At 43.7% G+C, this 18,669-nt stretch carries 18 protein-coding genes; all 18 read right to left on the bottom strand.

The window, feature by feature from the left end; genetic code table 11:
• Positions 1-125: 125 nt before the first annotated feature.
• The 18 genes from PAUR_RS06830 to PAUR_RS06745 all read right to left on the bottom strand — a co-directional run bounded on the left by PAUR_RS06830 (position 126) and on the right by PAUR_RS06745 (position 18,661).
• Positions 126-557: a hypothetical protein gene (locus PAUR_RS06830; RefSeq protein WP_192507042.1), complete on the bottom strand. Its 432-nt coding sequence runs from the start codon at positions 555-557 to the stop codon at positions 126-128.
• Positions 554-937 (bottom strand): hypothetical protein, encoded by a 384-nt coding sequence (locus PAUR_RS06825; RefSeq protein ID WP_192507041.1) that lies wholly within the window; start codon positions 935-937, stop codon positions 554-556. Before PAUR_RS06825 ends, PAUR_RS06830 begins: the two co-directional genes overlap by 4 nt.
• A complete protein-coding gene (locus PAUR_RS06820) occupies positions 937-4,638 on the bottom strand; it encodes a phage tail-collar fiber domain-containing protein (protein WP_192507040.1) in 3,702 nt (1,233 codons plus the stop codon). The genes PAUR_RS06825 and PAUR_RS06820 overlap by 1 nt, the downstream gene beginning before the upstream one ends.
• A gap of 12 nt (positions 4,639-4,650) precedes the next feature.
• Positions 4,651-5,265, bottom strand: a complete 615-nt coding sequence (locus PAUR_RS06815; RefSeq protein WP_192507039.1) for a phage tail protein I — start codon at positions 5,263-5,265, stop codon at positions 4,651-4,653.
• Complete coding sequence (locus PAUR_RS06810) at positions 5,262-6,167, bottom strand: baseplate assembly protein (RefSeq protein ID WP_192507038.1); 906 nt, start codon at positions 6,165-6,167, stop codon at positions 5,262-5,264. Before PAUR_RS06810 ends, PAUR_RS06815 begins: the two co-directional genes overlap by 4 nt.
• Positions 6,168-6,760: 593 nt before the next feature.
• Positions 6,761-7,588 (bottom strand): DUF4376 domain-containing protein, encoded by an 828-nt coding sequence (locus tag PAUR_RS06805; protein WP_192507037.1) that lies wholly within the window; start codon positions 7,586-7,588, stop codon positions 6,761-6,763.
• A gap of 9 nt (positions 7,589-7,597) precedes the next feature.
• Complete coding sequence (locus tag PAUR_RS06800; protein ID WP_192507036.1) at positions 7,598-10,489, bottom strand: hypothetical protein; 2,892 nt, start codon at positions 10,487-10,489, stop codon at positions 7,598-7,600.
• Positions 10,489-11,028, bottom strand: coding sequence for a phage tail-collar fiber domain-containing protein (locus PAUR_RS06795; RefSeq protein WP_192507035.1), 540 nt, complete (start codon positions 11,026-11,028; stop codon positions 10,489-10,491). Before PAUR_RS06795 ends, PAUR_RS06800 begins: the two co-directional genes overlap by 1 nt.
• Positions 11,025-11,942 (bottom strand): phage tail protein I, encoded by a 918-nt coding sequence (locus tag PAUR_RS06790; RefSeq protein WP_192507034.1) that lies wholly within the window; start codon positions 11,940-11,942, stop codon positions 11,025-11,027. The genes PAUR_RS06795 and PAUR_RS06790 overlap by 4 nt, the downstream gene beginning before the upstream one ends.
• Positions 11,935-12,954 (bottom strand): baseplate assembly protein, encoded by a 1,020-nt coding sequence (locus tag PAUR_RS06785; protein WP_192507033.1) that lies wholly within the window; start codon positions 12,952-12,954, stop codon positions 11,935-11,937. The genes PAUR_RS06790 and PAUR_RS06785 overlap by 8 nt, the downstream gene beginning before the upstream one ends.
• A gap of 163 nt (positions 12,955-13,117) precedes the next feature.
• Positions 13,118-13,576 (bottom strand): hypothetical protein, encoded by a 459-nt coding sequence (locus PAUR_RS06780; protein WP_192507032.1) that lies wholly within the window; start codon positions 13,574-13,576, stop codon positions 13,118-13,120.
• Between the two features lie 12 nt (positions 13,577-13,588).
• Positions 13,589-14,356, bottom strand: a complete 768-nt coding sequence (locus PAUR_RS06775; RefSeq protein ID WP_192507031.1) for a hypothetical protein — start codon at positions 14,354-14,356, stop codon at positions 13,589-13,591.
• Between the two features lie 133 nt (positions 14,357-14,489).
• On the bottom strand, positions 14,490-14,789 hold the full coding sequence (locus PAUR_RS06770) for a hypothetical protein (RefSeq protein WP_192507030.1): 300 nt from the start codon (positions 14,787-14,789) through the stop codon (positions 14,490-14,492).
• A 2-nt stretch (positions 14,790-14,791) separates the two neighbouring features.
• A complete protein-coding gene (locus PAUR_RS06765; RefSeq protein WP_192507029.1) occupies positions 14,792-15,673 on the bottom strand; it encodes a hypothetical protein in 882 nt (293 codons plus the stop codon).
• Between the two features lie 151 nt (positions 15,674-15,824).
• Positions 15,825-16,136, bottom strand: a complete 312-nt coding sequence (locus tag PAUR_RS06760) for a hypothetical protein (RefSeq protein ID WP_192507028.1) — start codon at positions 16,134-16,136, stop codon at positions 15,825-15,827.
• A 63-nt stretch (positions 16,137-16,199) separates the two neighbouring features.
• Positions 16,200-16,985 carry a phage tail protein gene (locus tag PAUR_RS06755; protein WP_192507027.1) on the bottom strand — a complete coding sequence of 262 codons (786 nt, stop codon included), beginning with the start codon at positions 16,983-16,985 and terminating at the stop codon, positions 16,200-16,202.
• A gap of 12 nt (positions 16,986-16,997) precedes the next feature.
• Positions 16,998-17,525 carry a phage tail-collar fiber domain-containing protein gene (locus PAUR_RS06750; RefSeq protein WP_192507026.1) on the bottom strand — a complete coding sequence of 176 codons (528 nt, stop codon included), beginning with the start codon at positions 17,523-17,525 and terminating at the stop codon, positions 16,998-17,000.
• A 221-nt stretch (positions 17,526-17,746) separates the two neighbouring features.
• Positions 17,747-18,661, bottom strand: a complete 915-nt coding sequence (locus tag PAUR_RS06745) for a phage tail protein I (RefSeq protein ID WP_192507025.1) — start codon at positions 18,659-18,661, stop codon at positions 17,747-17,749.
• Between the last annotated feature and the right edge of the window lie 8 nt (positions 18,662-18,669).

The following is an 18,669-nucleotide window of genomic DNA, read 5'->3' as shown; positions in this document are numbered from 1 at the left end:
CTCTGCTTTGTATAAAATCCAATCAAACTACTGCAAAAATGAACCTGAAAGATCTACAGCCCCTAATATAAGCGTATTTAAACGCCAATGATAAAAATCAAATAAGCCGTGTTATCTACTCATTACTACGCTGATATGTACGCATCAAACTCTAACGTATCAAATGCCAATCTAAACGGGGCTTCTATACGCTCAAGCCCTGCGTTTAAACGCTTTGCGGTGATGATGTAATTGCCTGATTGCTCAAACTTGCCTTGCATTGTCACAATGCCGTCTTTGATGTTCGCCACAAAGCGTATGTCATCAACAGGTTGCGTGGCATTTATCACCCGCTCAACCATCACCATTAAGCCACCATCTGGCAAGCCAGTGGCGTTCGCGGTTATGGTGAACGGCTCGTCTTTGGGTAGCCACCAAATGTTGCCGATAAGTTTGGCGTTGGGGCTGGTGATTGTGGTTTTGGTTAAAACAATCGACGGATATTCAAACTCTACTCGCTTCAACGCCGACCCTACAACAACGCCATGTTTTAAAATATCATTCATTTGATTCATCATAATGCTTGCTCTAAAAAGTAGTAGTCATACCTCACGATCCCGTTTGACCCGGCGTCTGACTTCACTTCTATTTTTAGCGACTTTTCGGCTATTAATGGACTGAGTGTTTGATAACCACCATCTTCTGATATCACTATTTTTTGCGTACCCGCTCTATGCTCGGAGCTAACGCCATCTATTGTCAATCTCACCCATTGATGCGACGAATTTCCTGATTCTCCATGGTTTACCAAAAAAAACAATTTTACAGGGGTGTTTATTTCTGCAATCGTAACATATGATGTCGCTCCTACACTACGGTGTTCGAATTCAGCTGATTGAGAAAATCCCGCTGGAATCCACCTTCTATCATTTACTAGCTCACTAACACTTGTACTCACTATTGCATCTCCCAATTTTTTGCTGAATTTAATATAAATGTCAGCGTGCAATGCCTATCAAATAACACGCTGGTATCGGTGAGCATGGTGGTGCCGCGCATCATGGCGATATGCTCTGTACTTCCACTTTGTGAACCGTGGGTTTTAATTGTGGGTTTTGCCGCCATAGCTTTTGATGCAACGACCGTGGTGCCCTCTGCTAAATTACTCACATCTGGCAATGTAAACGTGGCGGTGGTGGTTAAATGGTTTTTGCTGTGCGCAGACAGTGTGCCGCTTGATATAACGCTGCGGCGCTCTGATTGCTCAGCAATATTGCCCGCATGCGCCACATCGTGACCATTTATTTGTATGCCCGTTTCGCCGCTAGCGCTTAAATTACGGCCAAATAATTTAACCGTGTGCGTATGCTCAATGGTGTAATCCGTGGTGTCGTAGCTGCCAATGCTCACACCATCGTTGGTGTACGATAAAATATCGCAATGTAAATACAGGGGATTACCGCTGAGTAACTTGACTTGTATTAAGTATTTTTCGTTGCCGTTGCTGAGCACTTTCAACTGAATTGCGGTGTATCCGCCGCACAGTGAGTCAATGACGATATCTTGATGATGATTCACTAATATAGATGCATTGACGTTAACAACAGTACTGCCTGATGTGCCTTTTAATTGCAAAGCAATGCTTGAAGAAAGTCCGTACCCCTCAATTTTTGCGATTGTTGTAAAGTTGTCTTTAACTACTGTGGGTGTTCGGCCGTAGTGACGCTGAAATGCGCCTACATCGCTGGCTGTGGGCTTATGCCCCTCATGATATACGCGTTTGTCATAGCTTGATCCTGCGTAAATTTCCCCTTCTACATGCAAGTTTTTATTAAACCAATGACTAGTTCTATCTGTTGAGTAATGACAATGTCCAGAGTTTTGTGGGCCAATATCAACATAGCCGTGATTGGTTTTTATCTTGAGTGAATTACCACCTCCTTTTTCTATTCGTGTATTTTCATCACCAATCCACAATTGACTGCGAAACTGCACCCATGTGTTTTGGTACTGCATTTTCATAGCCCAGTTATCGGCTATGTTGTCTGGGCCTAAATTACCCATACCAATATAGCTGTACCCTGTGCCTGTGTAGCTTAGGTGTAACGATGCCGAACTTGTCCGCCCGCTTTCACCCAATGAAATGCCCGCCGCTTGTTCATTAGTATCACTGCCAAAGCCTGCGCTATCGAGCGTTAACCATGGGTTGTTTTTGGTAATGGTAATGTCAGCGCCATAGTCAAAGCCTTGGCCGTTGGTGTATTTGAGTGCCACTTTATTATTGAACGCATCATAAATACCTGTGTAGCCGTTTTCAGTGTTCGGCGTCCATATGTAGCTGTCTGAGCCCGACATTTTCAAGTCGCCTTTGACTTCCAAGTCTCCCTCAATTGACCACGTACCATAGCCTCTGACTACGGGCCAGTCGGATGCATGATTAATGGCAAGTTCGGTTTCATGGCCCACTAATGCGCGTTTATCTCGAATTGTTAAATCTTGACCCGTTGCCGCTATATGCGAGCTGTCAAAAACGCCTAACTTATCGCTGATCTCTGCGGGCGTGGGTTTTTGCGTTGAGTCGTACACATAGGCAATTGGTATAGAAGCTTCTTTTGTACCACTTGGCTTCGCACTATCTGTAATCGAAAGCAGCGTATTGTGCCTACGCCCAGCGAATTGTGTTGAGATACATCGCACATCAAAGCCTTGCCAATAGGCTTGTCTTGGGAACCAAAAACACAAACGCCCATCGACATTGATAGCAATCAACCCCGACAGCTTAAACCCAGTCGCGACTGCAGTGGTATTTACTATGGTCTGATTGTATATGTACCCCTGCGCTTTTAAATCAATGGGCAGACCACCTACATACCCGTTCCCCGTAATCTCTAACATCCAGCTGTCACCTTCGTTAACGCTGTAATCTATTGAGGTGGTTATGAGCGTCCCTAGGGTAAAGTCTCTTGCAGAATGCAATGGTAAATAGGTTAACGCATCCACATTGTGTACTTTATCAAGACCCACATCGCGGGCGGTCGGTTTATAACCTTCGTGGTATACGCGCTGGTTATAATTGGGCCCAGCGTACATTTCGCCGCGCACAAGTAATGATTTGTTAAAAAAGTAATTTGGCCTATCAGTGTAAAAGTGAAAATGATGTAGGCTTTGCGGTCCAATATCTGCAAATCCATGATTGGTTTTTATCTTGAGTGAATTACCGTCCCCTTTCTCTAATTGAGTATTACCATCTTGTATTGCTAAATTACCAGAAAACAACCAGTTTCCATGAGCTTCAGCCTCGCCCCAATCTTTACCATAGTTTATGACCAGCTTGTCATCAAAGCCAACCAGCGCACGTTTGCCTCGAATGGTTAAATCATGCGGACCGCTGGTATCAATTACAGAGCTTTCAAAACGCGCCATTTTGTCGCTGATATCTGCGGGCGTTGGCTTATTATTGTTCGTATATAACTCAGCCCACGACCCCCAGCTCCCACTATTTTGCGTTCTCACATACCAACGATTCGTGCGCCAATCACTCGCCATCTGCGTTGACCAATCAGCACTATACGATAACGTTTGTAGTGCATGATCCGCGCCTGATGGCTTATTTTCTGCTCCACTGGTTAGATGTTTGAAAGTAACACCTTGTAAATCAACTTCATTCGCATTAAGTGTGGTTTCTGTTTGTAAATAGTTAGCTGGCACAGCGCTTACGTCCACTGCCATCAACCCCGTTCGCGCTTCGCTAATTACCTGTGCTTTGGTTTTTCCTTCAAGTTTAGCGGAGTCAAATGCTTTGGCTGATTTGCCTAGATATTTGTCTTTTAAGCTGATGGTACCTTCAATAAAGCTAGGGGATGTAACTGAGCCGCGAAATTCCCAGTCGTTGCTGTGAACATAGTTTCTTGCTGTCCAGTGCAACCCACTACCATCGCTTCTAAAAAAACTAATATGATCAGCACCTGCCCCCGTTGTTACGGGGTTATTGTCACCATTGTATTCAATACCACCACCATGACGCAGTGATTGCCCCACATAAACACGGCCTGTTGTCTGCTCATTTTCCACCCCATCCAGCGAACACACATTGAGTGTTGCCATACCCGTACTATCCGCATTAATATTCACCGTGGTACTGGTACCATTATCAAAGGTCCAATTTTTTCCGACGTGCGATAAAACACTGAGTTCACTCTGATCAACTTGGTCACTCACCCACTCTTTAGTGGCATAAATCACAGACGGATCGATTTTTTCGCTCACCACTTGGGCATTAACAACATCAATCACTGCTTTTATGCCGAGCTCTGCGGCGGCGTTATCTGCTGCTGCCGGTTTATACGTTTCAGGGTAATTAATGATGGCGAATGCCTCACCATCATCGGTATAAAAAGCCGCTTCACGAACATAAAAACCGCCTTCTGTGGCAGGTACAACGCCAACCACTTCTATAAGCGCATTATTGTTGGTTAATTGCTTTAAAGAACTAGTATGACTGCGGTACTTGAGATTAGACAGGTCGTTAGAGGTATGGCTTATCTGGCCGTCCCCAACCGCAAATTCACTGATTTTTACAGTGTGCTTATTGGCAATGGCCGCCAGTACTTTCTCACGGCCAGCGCGCGTGAGTATGGTCCAATATTGAGAATTTGACATAAGGTGTATTCTTTAATGAGTATAAGGATAAATGGTGGTCATTGAGGAGCTACAATGAATGCTGTTAAGTTCAACCACGGGTTTAGCTTGCAAGTTCATATGCAAGTTATAGTCAACCGATTTACGCTTAGCGCGGTCAATGAGCTTGCGGGTTTCTTTAATAAGCGGTAAGTCTATGCCACGGTGCGACACATACACATCAACCCGAAAAGTACCTGGTTCGGACATGGGGTGGTGCTCAAACCACTCACTTATTTGTGCCCCCATATCAAAGTGCGCCAGTGCGTTAGTGATGGCATAGCGCGTCCCTAAATACTGATGCTGCAGATAGCTATCGGCAACCACCTGACGTTTAATAGCTTCAGGCCAGCTTTCATCCCACTCTTTTACACCTTGGCTCCATGCTAGCCAAGGTAGGTGTTCTAGTGGGCAGGTGTCGGGTAACCACAGACTTGACACCGTATTCGCTCCTTTGGCAAGGGCTTTAAACTCTGTATCGATGAGCTTTTGTAATTGGGCTTGTAGCACACTACCATGGAGAAGCGATTTAAATTCCCCCTCTTGAGTATGGGCGCATGTTAAGGAGGTTAACTCACCATTGTCTATATGGTTTATTTCAGTGCTCATATAAGCACCTCAAATTCAAGCCCCGTTAGCGCGTTGTCGCACAACGCTACTTCATCATTGTGCACCAAAATATTATCAATAGGGCTCAGCAGTTCAACCTCCTCAACGCCTGCTTGGTGCAGCACAGCAAACAGTGCAGAACGTTTAATATGTTTACCTAACCCGGCGCGTTCACTTAAATATCCAGCCACCTTATTGCGCACTTGTTGCTCAACTTGTGCGTGGCCTGGGCCCAGTTCTAGTTTAATTTTTGCCTGTAAGTTAAATGTGCGCATTTTGGCACTTAATAATTGTACTCGGTCACCAATTGGTCGAATCTTTTGAGCACTGAGCACATCCGACACTGAGTTTTGATCTCCCGCTTTTAAGCCAAACGTGGTTTCTAACTTGTTCATTAAATCGTTTGAAGGCAACCCTTTTGGGGTCTCATTACTTAAAATAGTGATCACAATATGTGACGGACTGGGACTGGTTACGAACACGTCTTTGACTCGTGCATCTGCGCTGAGCGTATGGTACTCATAACTTTCTTGGGTACCGGCCGTATTGAGACTGTGAAAGGCTTTTAAAATACGCTGACGTAATCGCTCATCGCTCTCCCCTGCCAAGCGAGTCACGCTATAACGCGTGGCAATATGATCTAAATCAGAACCCATTCCACTGGCTAACAAAGTCGATTTAGCGGCATCATTGACCCGTGCACGTAATAAGGAACTTTGATAGGCATACGCATTTAATAATTGCGTTAATGGATCTGACTCTAACGCTAACGTACTGGCCAGTTCAGGGTTATTGGTGATCAGCATGTTTTTCAACGTACTGAGTAATTGCTCCGCATCAAGCTGTTCAAGCACAGCGGGCGCAGGTAACTTAGATAAATCCAGAAGTTGAGATGTTGACATAAACTTTTCTTAATAAGGGTTTGAAAATAAATAACCTGAGGTTAAATAAAAAAGTGCTGATAAATGCCATTAAAAGTAATGACCCTACAAGCAAAAAATGACCATATGAATGCACTGAATGTGAAGAGTTAATAATTGACAGGTATTTCAAATATAAGGGAATAATAGCAAGAATATGGGAATGGAAACGGTCAATATTGACCTAACATCAATAATAGTAACGGCAACCTTAAATAATATTAAATGTTCACAATAAATAACCATAAAAATGGTTCGATATGCGCACGTACTTAAAAACAAAAAAGATTAAAGCGATCTTAGCCACCTATAAAGCGTTTACTCAATATAAGTGACTAGAGTGATTGTAATTAACCTCAGCTCTGGATAAGCGAATTTGCCCAATAAGGCTATTTTTCTCACTCTCGGCGTTGCTTTCATTTGTAATAGCCCGCTATTACTGCATAAAAGCGCCTTGATATTGAACAAAATATCATCATTGGGTTGTACGTAAGTGTGTTTTCAAAACACTTTCTATTCCAAAACCCTTATCAAAGCCTGAGGTTAATTAACCTGAGGTTAACTAATCTTGAGTATTACAGATCATTCATCCAAAACCGAGTTTGTTCAAGGCCAGCGGCTTTACATGCAGCAACCAGTTGCGCTTTATTCACACTGGTTTGGCTATTGTCAGCCAATACCCAAGAAACGCTTTCAGTGTCATCCATGACAACTGCAGCACGAGCCATCCGAGTTTGCGCTGTTTCATCGCCATCAAATACCAGCCCTTCAACCTCGACTGTAATGGCCGCAACATCAATGGCGCGCTGCGCTTTAAAGCGTTCCCGTTTGACTTGTTCAATGTGTTCAGCACTGTGCGCCTCGGTTGCTGGGTGGTGATAGGTAATCAATGCATCATCATCAAACACTACTTTGGCGGGCTCTGCTTCGGTGGCCAGTGCTAAATCCACGGCCACATGTTCGCTTTTATAACATGCTCGGCGCAGTGCTAAATCAATCACCGGCTCATTTGGCAGCTCAGGCACGACCAGTGGTTCATCCGGGTTAGTTGCATTATGTGCCACAGCCGTATCAATCAATGCTTGTGTTTGCGCCACCTCCACCAGCCACTGTGCGTGTACAGCGTCATAATTGGCTTGCTCTTGCGCAATAGCTTGTTGCAATAGCGCATCAATTTGCGCTCGCGGATGACGCAATGCCATTTTAGTTTGCACATCTTGATACGTTATTTCATGGACTGTCACTTCATGGGACGTTTCTGCTATTGCAACTTCTGAAGTATGATCTGTCGCCGTATTCTCTGGTGTGCCAGCTACCAGCGCTTCAAGTTCAGTGCTTGATTGAGCACTTGACTGAGCTCTTGATTGATTGCCTGCTTGTTCATTTATTTTTTCTTGAGTCATAGTCTTTCCTTAGTCGTTATGGACAATGCCTAGTGGGATTTGGCTGTGGTGGCAGAAAACTTTAACGACATTGCCATTGAGGTCAGTTTTTACATCTTCACCGTTAACGATGGGGATAGTTTGGTCGTCGCCCCAACTGCCGCCATCTGCGGTATTTAATTTACGCAATACAACTTGGTTTGTCGGCCCATGGACTATGTCTCCGTTCTCCATTTGAATAAATTTTTTATCGGTATAGAACGCAAATGTCATCGTTACTCCACACACGTAATAGCCTTTAGCACCATAATTTGTTAGGCAATAAAAGTTCCCTTCAGTGTAGGTAGTGTTTGAACTTGGATTTACATCATTAAACGTTGGTGTATGGTGTTTTAACTCAGCGCCGTGTAGCTGTAGGTAATACAAACCATTTTTTTCGGTAATGGTTGAGAGTGCTTTCACAGCAGGTGAGTTGTTTGCTGGCTTTGCCACATCCATTAATTGATGTTTAGGCTCATATACCAGCTTATCATTCATCACTTGGCTAGATGCTACAGAGTACGATTTAAAAGTTGGGTCTGATACACCTGACTTACCAATTTTATTGGTTAAGCTTGGATGCAATCTATTCCCTTGATTTGTACTCGCACTCAGAGAAACAAATACATCACCGGCACTGTTATCCGCAATGTTCAAGTTATTTGCCAACGCCGTAAAACTGGCTTGGCTCTCGTAGCTCAATAAAGCAACAACTTCTGGGTTCCAACTGCCTGAACTGGTATTTAGCAAAGCATTATGTCCAACATTTGCATTTGTCCATGTAGCACCTAAATCTCTGCTATAACTTGCATTTAGAGCTGTATTGGTCATTTTTCTATTTAATGGGTAACCGGATGAATTATCTGGTAGCTTTGGTAACCACTGACCAATTACACCATTTGGAAAAGTGGTCGCAATACGTTCTGGGTGACCAATAATATCTACCCAAGGGAGTGAATCGAATTCAGAGCCCATTTTTTTTAATTCAGCAAAATAACAAATGTCGCTATGGGTCAGCCCAACTTTACTCAATGGGTTAGTATGCTTCTCTCCTCCTAAATTACTAAATTGATCGGTTAATTTCAAATGTGCATTTGAATTAGAGACAGTGCCATAAAGTGTTATACCCGTTGCTGGTTGCCATACCATAACAGGTGTAGAAGCACGAAAACCATTGCTAAAGAAATCAATTGTATTACCATCTTGAGGTGAATCATAAAATGATGCATTCCATTCATTACTAGCTCGATAGTAACCTGACTTTAACTCCTTGAAATGCGTAAATAGAGTTGGCTCTTTTCCGCGTAAAGTTCCTGCAACGGCTTTGCGCATGGTGTCTTCACGTAATTTATTTACATCAAGCTTGTTAGCGTTTAAACGTAAGTCTTCTACTTGGCCCGCGTAGATGGCGTCATGAAACTTATATTGTTCTAAGCGGCCACTATATCCATCACCGCCCCTAATCGCACCTACTTTACGGTTTTTGTCTCCTACACCTCCATCTCGATAATCGATAAAACAAGCGCTTTTTGATGAAACGCTTGCTGCATTACTTGCGTACCAATGCACCCAACCATTTTCAGCGGTATTAATGAGTTTTCCCGTTCCCATAGGGTTATAAGTTGGGTGGAAGGCCCCCTGGTTCATGCGTTGGACGAGGGCGATTGGCAATGCCAGAGGTTTAGTGCCTCCAAAGCTTGTGCGTCCTAACGTTTGTGCTTCCCCCTCCGCTATCCCATTATCAGCCTTCGTTAATGCTGTTTGTGCATGGTCTTTCATTAAAAACACTGTACTGGAAATTGATAAATCAGAGCCCTGTACAAAGGTGATTCTGCGTCTATTCGCAATCGCCCACTCCGTTGTTATTTCATGAACTGATGGACGTAATTCATTCCAGTCATCACTCATCCCCTCAACAACGCGCATACGATAACGCACCTGAACGTATATTTTAGCTTTAGCATCATAGTAAATATTATGTCCAGGCTCACTTAAAAATAGCGCTTTTTGTGCGTCGGTTAATGACGACCATTTTGCACCATACCCCTTGGTGTTTTCGTCCCACTCACCAAACGCCGAATAGCTTTGTGCGACCAAATTATTGGATAGTGCTATACCTTCGTAACTAGTTGCACCGTATTGCACGTTGCCCAGCGGGTAAACAATATCTTTATCCGTTATTTTTTCATGCCATGACTCTAAAAACACCAGGTCTTTGCGTGAGGTAATGACTTTATTGGTGGCCGTTTCAGAGGCGAATGCCACCTCGGCGTTGGTGTGTTGAGTGACTGTGCCTGTGGCGGAGTCGTAGGTTTTGGTGCCATCTGGTGCCTCAGGGAAAGTACAATGGATTCCGTATACATCAACTCTCGAGTCGCTCAGCCTCAACGTTACTCCATCGACCAAGACGCTAGCAAATTCAGTCGAAGATTGACCAGAAGAGCCAAGCTTTGAACCAATTGTCAGCTTACTATATCTAGATGACTCCCCGTTATAACTCGCACAAAACATTCCTTCATTTATATTGGCATTAATTTCATAAACAGATGAATGTTTACCCCACTCAACAAACCCGCTCCCCGCATATTTTTGCTTTCGATCAGCGCGTAATGCATCAAACTGTACTTTGGTCATAGCTGGCAGCCAAGGGACTACCGCGTCGTCCATGCGCGCTTTAATTTCAGCATTCACTGCGTTGGCATCGGCCTTTACTTCGCTGATCGCGCTGGCTGTGGCTGCTGCCATGGTATTTTTTGCCGCTGCTACTTCATTGTTAATTGCACTCGTATGAGTGCGCACTGTATTCGTTAGCTCGTTATTTACTCGGGCTAACTCTGCATTTGTGTCATTGAGTTTTTGAATTTGTGACTCGATGGTGCTCATTATAAAAGTCCTTTTTCGGCTAATTGTTGATAAAGATTGACGATATTGGTGTTAGTTTGCGTTTGTGCAGTCAGCATTTCAGTTTGTACTTGGGTCATTTGCATAAACACGTCGTCGTAATACATTTTTAAGTCGCCATTGTGGGTGACGGTAATGGCGTCGTGTGGCGCGGCACTGAGTAATAAGTCAAACCCCTGCACAACCGTTGCCATGGGGGTGAGGTAAAAAAGCACATTTTCAGGATGTGACCAAAGGGCAAATAAGGTTCCGTCTGATAAAAAAAAGCCGACCTCTCGTACTGCATAGTCGGTGTCGCTGGTGAATTTACCCGACACGCGAAACTGACCATTTTTGTAGTCGGTAGCGTCACCCGTCTCTACTCGGTCTTTTTCATTTTTCAGGGCTGTGTCATTTTTGTTTGGCGTATACCCCCTATCGCCAATCGCGATATGGCTGAGGTGTACACTCAACCCCTTTTCCTTCGCATTAACCGCTTTATTTAAGCCAGCTTGCGTAATTATAGGTTGATAAGTATTCATAGAATTTCCATGTATGAAGTTTGAAATGTGGTGGTGTGTGTGGTGTTAGCAACATAAGTTTGGCAAAGCGCAAACTCTCCATCAGCATGTTGCTGCAACTGCGCCATGCCTATTGCATAATTGCTGGCTGCACTTTGTACTGTGATATGACTTAAATCGAACTGGTCATCGGCATTTTGCTGTAACTGCCCGGTGCCTATTTCATAGTTACTGGCTACACCTTGTACTGTGATATGACTTAAATCGAATTGGTCATCGGCGTTTTGCGCTAACCGCCCGGTGCCAATTTCATAAGTGCTGATCACGCTTTGTAACGTGACATAACTGGTATCAAACTCGCCATCAACACGTTGCGCGAGGTGATTGGTTTTTACCGTGGTGCTTTGCCCTGCGGCCGCCAAATACACGTTATTTTGCTGAATATTGCCAATCTGAAAGTCAATTTGCGTTCTGCAAGGCTTGTTGGCAGCAATTGCCTGCCACAGCTGTGCTTGCAACTTAGGAGTGATAAAGCTTGCGCCCTGTTCATCTAAGTTGTTTTTAGCCAAAGCCAATACGCGGGCGCTGTGTGGTGGGCCACCGATTTGCCACCACTCTTGTAGTTCTAAGTCTGCATCGAGTGCATTGAGGGATTGCTTTAGCGCCCCGACCGTTCCTTTAATACGGTGATTTGGTACGCTGGCTGCAATCACTTGACGCTGAATATGCTCAGGCCACGCACTGTCCCATGCGTCAACACTTAAACCATGGGCAAGCCAAGATAAAAAGTGTGCTGGGCAATTATTTGGGTCCCAAAGATGCTTTAACTGAACAGGTATGTCTTCAAGGCGTGCGCTGGCTTCAAGCAATGACGACTCAAGCAATGAGCTATTAGCAAGCGTTAACTTGGTTGGACGTTCATCGCTATTAGACATTGCGCTGCGCCTCTACAGAAACCGTTAGTTGCGTGCAATATGCCGCTTGATTTTGTGCAACCACAATATCGGCTGTGGGGCTAATTAATTCTACTCGCTGCACCCCCGCGCTATGCAACACAGCATATAACCCAGAGAGTGAAATATCATGGCCAAGCTTATGATGAGTATTGAGCCACGTTTGACATGCCGCCTGTGACTCGGCGCATATTTCATCGGCATTTAAACCCGGGTATAAATGCAGTTTTGCTTTCACTTCAAAGTCGAAAATGTGGGGTTCCAGCAAATTCACTCTATCTGTGAGTGGGCGAATATCATCTTGATTTAAGTGTTGCTCAACCGCCTGTAAAACAGCATTTGATGGCGTGCCATTCCCTTCATCAGATAATAATGTAATAGCAACATCACCGGGCATGGGGGTGGTTAAGTCGGCACTATAGGTGTTTTTAAGCAGCATAGTTCCACTGGGTAATTGCTCAGCCATGGCTGAGGGTGGCGCTTGCATCACAAACTCTGGCGCTTCAATAAATACATCTTTTATATGTGAAGACGCCTTGTAACTATGAAACGCATACGCCCCAACGGGTCCTGCGGTGCTAAACCCTTCTAAAGCCAGTTTAATGCGAGTACGAAAACGTTCATCGCTTTCAAATGCGCTTGAATCATCACTCGCGACACTATTGACGTTATTTACCTGATCAACCCCTGCTCTTACCGCTCTTTTTACACCAAATCGTTGCCCTAAATAGTCCAGCTCAGTGCGGGTGGCTTTTGCCAATAAAACCGCTTCGGCCCCTTCATTGATGCGTGCTCTTACTAATAACTCTCGATAAGCAAAACACTCAATGAGTTTTATTACTGGATCGCTGGCAAAATTCAGCTGCGCATCTGGAAAACGGGTTTTGTAATCTGCAAGTATCGCACTGCTTATGGCGTCAAAGCTAAGAGACTCTACAAGGCTTGGCGTGGGAAGTTGGTTGAGTTCGATGGCGCTAAAATTCGTTAAACTCATAATTTGTTAAACTCATAATTTGTAAAACTAAGAATTCGTTAAACTAAACACTCGCTATATCGTATTGTTAATGGCCAAACACCTTGCCCGTAACACCTACTTGTGGTGGTCTTACGGGCAACGTGATACGCAGCCATTATCACCAATATGGTATTGCTGAGGTTTACTTACTAAGCACTTGGTTAACCGCAGTGGCGCGCGCTGATATTTCATCCATTACGCTTTGCTGACCTTTGCTTTGATACGGGAACGTTAATGACCCAGCAGCCACGTCTGCCTCAATGTGGCCAATTGCTGATTGTAATGACGTGGCTGATGCTCGCACTTCTGCCAATGTGGTGGCTTTGTTAAGCTTATTAATAAAGCCGCTGAGTTCGTTAAGGAGTAAGTGCGTGGTGTCTGAGGTTGTACCAAGCAATGAGTCAGTATCAGCCACTTGTGTGGTGATGTCTGCCCGTTTAGCTGCTTTTGATAGAGCTATTTCTTCAAGTTCAGTCAGTTCAACAACATAGGTTGCGCTTTCCCCGAACTGTTCATGCACTAGTTGCATGGTTGCGTCAGGCGGTGTACCGAAGTCATAAAATTGATCTACTATCTGATTATTTACTTTTAATTTAGCCATTATATTCTCTCCTTAATTATACGCAGGTTGGTCAGCATCACCTAAATATGCAAACTGCCCCCATTCCTTATTGGTTAAATCGACATCTCCAGTTACCACTGCTGGCAATGCAACTTGAATAATGCCTGTTTCTGTTTCAGGTTTTCCCATGCCATTTACATATGGGTGACAATGGGTGTAACTGTTACGCCCAGAATGACTTAGCAGTTGACCACATAATTTTGCTGGTTGATTGGCCTCAAGACCTTGACACCAGTAACCATTAGGTACCACTCCTTTAATATGTTTAACTATGGCAGCAGCCGTAGATACAGTGGTTCGTCTACTATACTGATACATTAAATATGCTGCTTGCCCTTGATTTTCACCTCGGCGATTTGGGTAGTACTCAAACTCCCATATCTTAAAGCTCCCAGCGAAATGCTGTCGATCTGAGTTAATCGCTTGAAGAAACTCACGAGCAAGAGCGGATCGTTGTTCTGGCAAAGAGCCTGTAACAACAGTCTCAACAACTTTAGCACTTTTAACAAATCCCCCGCTCCAATTAAGCGGGAATGTACTATCACTGTTTGGTAGTAAAGCTTGGTTTTTAGTTAAACGAAAATGAGACTGCTTGCCTCGGGTTGAATCAATATAGTTATTCACTTGATTAATATAGCCATCAACGGTGCTTTTAGCTGACAGCACTTTGTTATCTATGTCTTGAATTTTGTTATCCACAATGGTGGTGAGGTCATTTGAAGCCTCAATGAGTTTGGCAATATCTTGTTCTAACGCCATGTGTATTTTCTCCATACATTTAAAAAAACGCATACAAAAAAGCCCGCAAAAGCGGGCTATGTATACAATAAAAAGTTGATTGTGTTTGATCAATTTCAGTTCGCTTATAAAACGAGGTGGTTTTATAAGTCAGTTATTTTGGAAATTGTGTTTTAACCGCTTCTCGTTGTGCTAACCAAGCCGTTTTTGCTGTACTCGCTTGTGCCGATGTATCACCAAATTCAGCGACGGCAGCCATATAATCAAAGAACAAATAGTCGCTTTGTGCGCTATAGCTTTTTCTTCGTAGCGTTTGTACTTCATCAGTATTAAAAATCACTTCAAAATCATCGGCGGCAACGCCGGCTTCTTCGGCAATGTGCGCGCCATGGGCTAAGTCTTTAATACCGCCCGCAAAATTAGTTTGTGTAGAGATTTGTTTTAATAGCGCCATGGTTATGCTCCTTCAACAACGGTTGGGCCAACGTGAGAATATGGGTGGCCAACGCTATCAGCCCAGATCATGTTATCGCCATGGTCGCCCATCCCTATATATGGCAATGCAATCGCCACTTTCATTTTACCAAGGCCTGAAAATATAGGTTGATGGCATCCACCCCAACCAGCTCTCGTTGCGTGCTTATACTGCCAGCCTTTGTTCAGATCAGAGTTGTCGACTCTAATTGATGCAGAGCGATTTGAAGAAGGATAAAACTTCATATTACCGCTTACTTCAAGTACATTTACCCAACAGCTAGCTTGGGTTAAAAATTCGCCTCGAGTCCATCCAGTAAAAGTGGGGCAACCTTGGTTAATAACGAATAAGAGACCATTATTTGCATCGGTTTCTCTGCCTTTCGTGATTTCTACATCAAATACCACCACTTTGAAATCAGTACCATAATATGTATTTGATTCTGAGCGATAGTCTCCTAAAGCCCGCGTCTTAAAATCATCATTTGGCGAAAGCCCATGCTGTGCCAACATGCTTGTGTTGAGTTTAGTTACCGTACTTACCCCTTCTGTGCCTTGATAATAAAAGCAACTCCATGGGGCGGCATGTGATTGTAATACGTCAACTGCCGTACCTTCTGGTTGACCTGCGTTGATGTATGCAAAATGTTTGGTGTCTGACAACATGTTTGGCCCAAGCGGCAGTGCTTTTTGAAAGCTGGCAATTTTTGCGTCTACAGCTTGCTCTTTGGCAGTGAGTTTGGTGTCAATCTCTTGCTTTTTTTGGTTTAAATGCGCGGTGATATCTTGGACTTTACCGTCAACGGTGTCTGTGAGTTGGTTGGCTGATTTTATGAGATCAGCAATGTCTTGTTCTAATGCCATATTATTTTCTCCATAATAATGAGCCAACCTGTATTCACTTATTGTTAAGTAAACAATGTATGTAATACGACTACGTATGGCTCGAGTAAATGAGCATAAAAAAACCCACCAAAAGGTGGGTCTAGTTAGTGCTCGTTAAAAAGTTTAAACTTTAAGGTTTTGGATAATGCGCCTTTATTGATTTACGAGCCGTAAGCCATGTTGCTTTAGCCGCTTCTGCTTGGGCACTTTGTTCGCCAAACTCCGCTTGAGCGGCAAGGTAATCAAACGCTAAGCCGTCTGATTTCGCCTGATAAGCAAAGCTGCGTGCATGTTGGCACTGAGCCTCTAATTGCGCTTGCTTTGCCTGTGCAATAAGCCCTGCAACATCCGCTTGCGCAACACCTAAATCAAGCAAGGTTTTTTCTTCAGCAGGGACATTGACCATATCGTTTCCTGCTACCGTGAGTTTCTCTAAAATCATTATTAATCCTTCATTTTCTTACTTTGTGCTTTCTGCATTAACACCGACTGTAACGTCAGATACTTATTGAGCAGCTGTAGGCGTATAAGGGTGATTCACATAAGGAATGGTATTGGCAATGGGTGCTTGCAACTCACTAAAAGGTAATGGCTCAGCAAACCAGCGCACAGACCAAGCGTCAAGTTCTACTTCTCGCAGCACTCGACGTAAATTATCGCTACCGTCATGATAACTAACATCCCCAGCCCAGTTTTTCGTGATCCGATACGTCAAGCCGCCACCACGTAAATACAAACCAGAACCCGACCGATACCAGGCACCAAAGCCCCCATCAGTGCTTCCACTATATATTGGCTTATCTGGATTTACTTTCTCAGCATTACAGTACATTGCATAACTTACATGACTTGCTACATTCGAATAACGCTCACTAAAGCGCTTTATGTTCATGTAATTAGCATCACCACTCCAACTCGTTGCATTACCTTCAAGCTCTAAAAGTAACGCAGCTTGATGTGGCTGATTAGCATGTAGTGGCCTTTCTGTTACACCACCATTCCATGCATAGTTACGATGAATAGTTAACTTTCCAGTGCCAAAACTATTATCTGGAAAGGCCCACCAAACCGGATATAAATAATCTTTAGAGCCGCCAATCGTAATAGTTTGCTCATAGCGTGTTTCGGGCATTGCATCTTGAATAAATTGCTCAACTTGCGCTTCTTTGGCTGCTACGCGGCTGTCAAGTTGTGCCATTTTTGCATCGATGGTTTTTGCTTTATTGTCAATTACTGACGTGAGTTGATTAGTTGATTCAACCAAGTTTGCGATATCTTGTTCTAATGCCATTGTTTGCTCCTATTATTTCAAAACGCCTGCGTCCATCAGCTCAAATTTTTGTTTGATATGACGGTACATGTTGCCAATTTGTGCTGCGCCTAACTTGGCCAGCTCCGGTGCAATTAAAATATTTAAATTAACACCTTGATCAATCACAGTAATTGAATCTGCTGGCACGCCCGTTAGTACAAGGTCAAACGCTAGCAGCAAGTCAACTTCTGATGATTTATAAGCAATAGGTTTCTCAGGATCTGAATAAACAGCAAACAAAGTGCCGTCTTCTAAATAAAAACCAACTTCGTTGACCCAAAAGTTATGATTGGTGTCATCAATCACACTCATGTGAATTTGTGCATTGCCCTTATCTTCGCCACTGGCCACAGAAATGCGATGTACCTCTGCACCTAATGCCGAGCGACTTTGATGAGGCGTATAATTACCAGTACCGAGCCCTATTTTGTTAATTTTGGCTTGAAAGCCATTCTTTTCAGAATTAAAAACTGCCTCTAAACCCGCAGTTGTGATTGTTGGCCGTAAGATTGTGCTCACTGCACATACTCCTTAGGTTGATTTGATATCAATCAGCCTTGTATAAGCGACGCCAGCTTTAGCCTGTAGTGCATTTGCTATCATCTCTTATCAAAGACAGCCTGATATAAGAAACAATAGAGTGTTATGTAGGGTTACTTAGTGTTTGATTACCTGTATTGTTGCCAATTTTCTGCATTACTTCATGTAACGTCACTTAACTAAGTAAACGCACTCCCTCTCTATTGAGATGAATGAAGGTAAAAGCGACCTACGCTGAAGCGTCGGTTACTAAAATGAAATGCAGCGGCTAAAGAAGACTGTAAGTAATAGCAGCCTGCTGGTAATTTTTGGTCGCTACTCATATAAAATCGGCCAACACTGTGGCGTTGATTATGCAAGTGCAGCCCTGCGCCCAATGCGGCGGATAATTCACCCGACACAGCTTGGGTTTTGCCATAATGACGTTTAAGCCCATAGCGGTGTTTATTCACGACCGTGAGGCCCGCAGTCATTTCTGTGGGGGCGGCTTTCACCGGTACCGTGTCATAGTTTATACGTCCAACTTGTAACCCACTCGATGTCGTTGCAACAGTCACACCTAAGTCAAGTTTTGCTCCAACCAAAAAGTTAAAATGTGCTCTTTGTGGTTTGGTATGATTTGTAACCCGATAAATGGAATCGTAAAGCGCCTGACTTAATACTACTTGCTGACTGGTATAAGGTGTTTCATTGGCCCAAGCGATAAAAGTAAATGTATTAGGTTTGCCACTGTGATGGGGTGCTAAAAAGACATCATCCACGTCCTCAAACCATTCAAAGAAATCCACTTTCAGACCTAATGAAGCAAGTGCCCTTTTTACCGAGCCAACGGTGCCTTTATGCTTATGTATGGTGACAGACTCTTGGATTAATGCCCTTTTGGTTTCTGTTGACCATTGTTCGTCCCATTCATCAACAGATAAGCTCCATGCCAACCAAGGTAGTAACGTTTCAGGACACGTTTTAGGATCCCAATGCTTTGCCACATATTCCGGTATAGGCTTACTCGGTAAAAAGCTCGATGCTCGTTCAATTGACTGCTCAAGCGCACTGCCATTCATTGGTAGCAGAGATTGGAAGTTAACGGCCTCACCTGTGTCATTGTCATTTTTCATAGCGTCAC

The sequence above is a fragment of the Pseudoalteromonas aurantia 208 genome (assembly GCF_014858725.1).
Taxonomy (GTDB): Bacteria; Pseudomonadota; Gammaproteobacteria; order Enterobacterales; family Alteromonadaceae; genus Pseudoalteromonas; species Pseudoalteromonas aurantia.
Note: the sequence above shows the minus strand (reverse complement) of the source record. Positions and strands in the feature narration are given on the sequence as shown.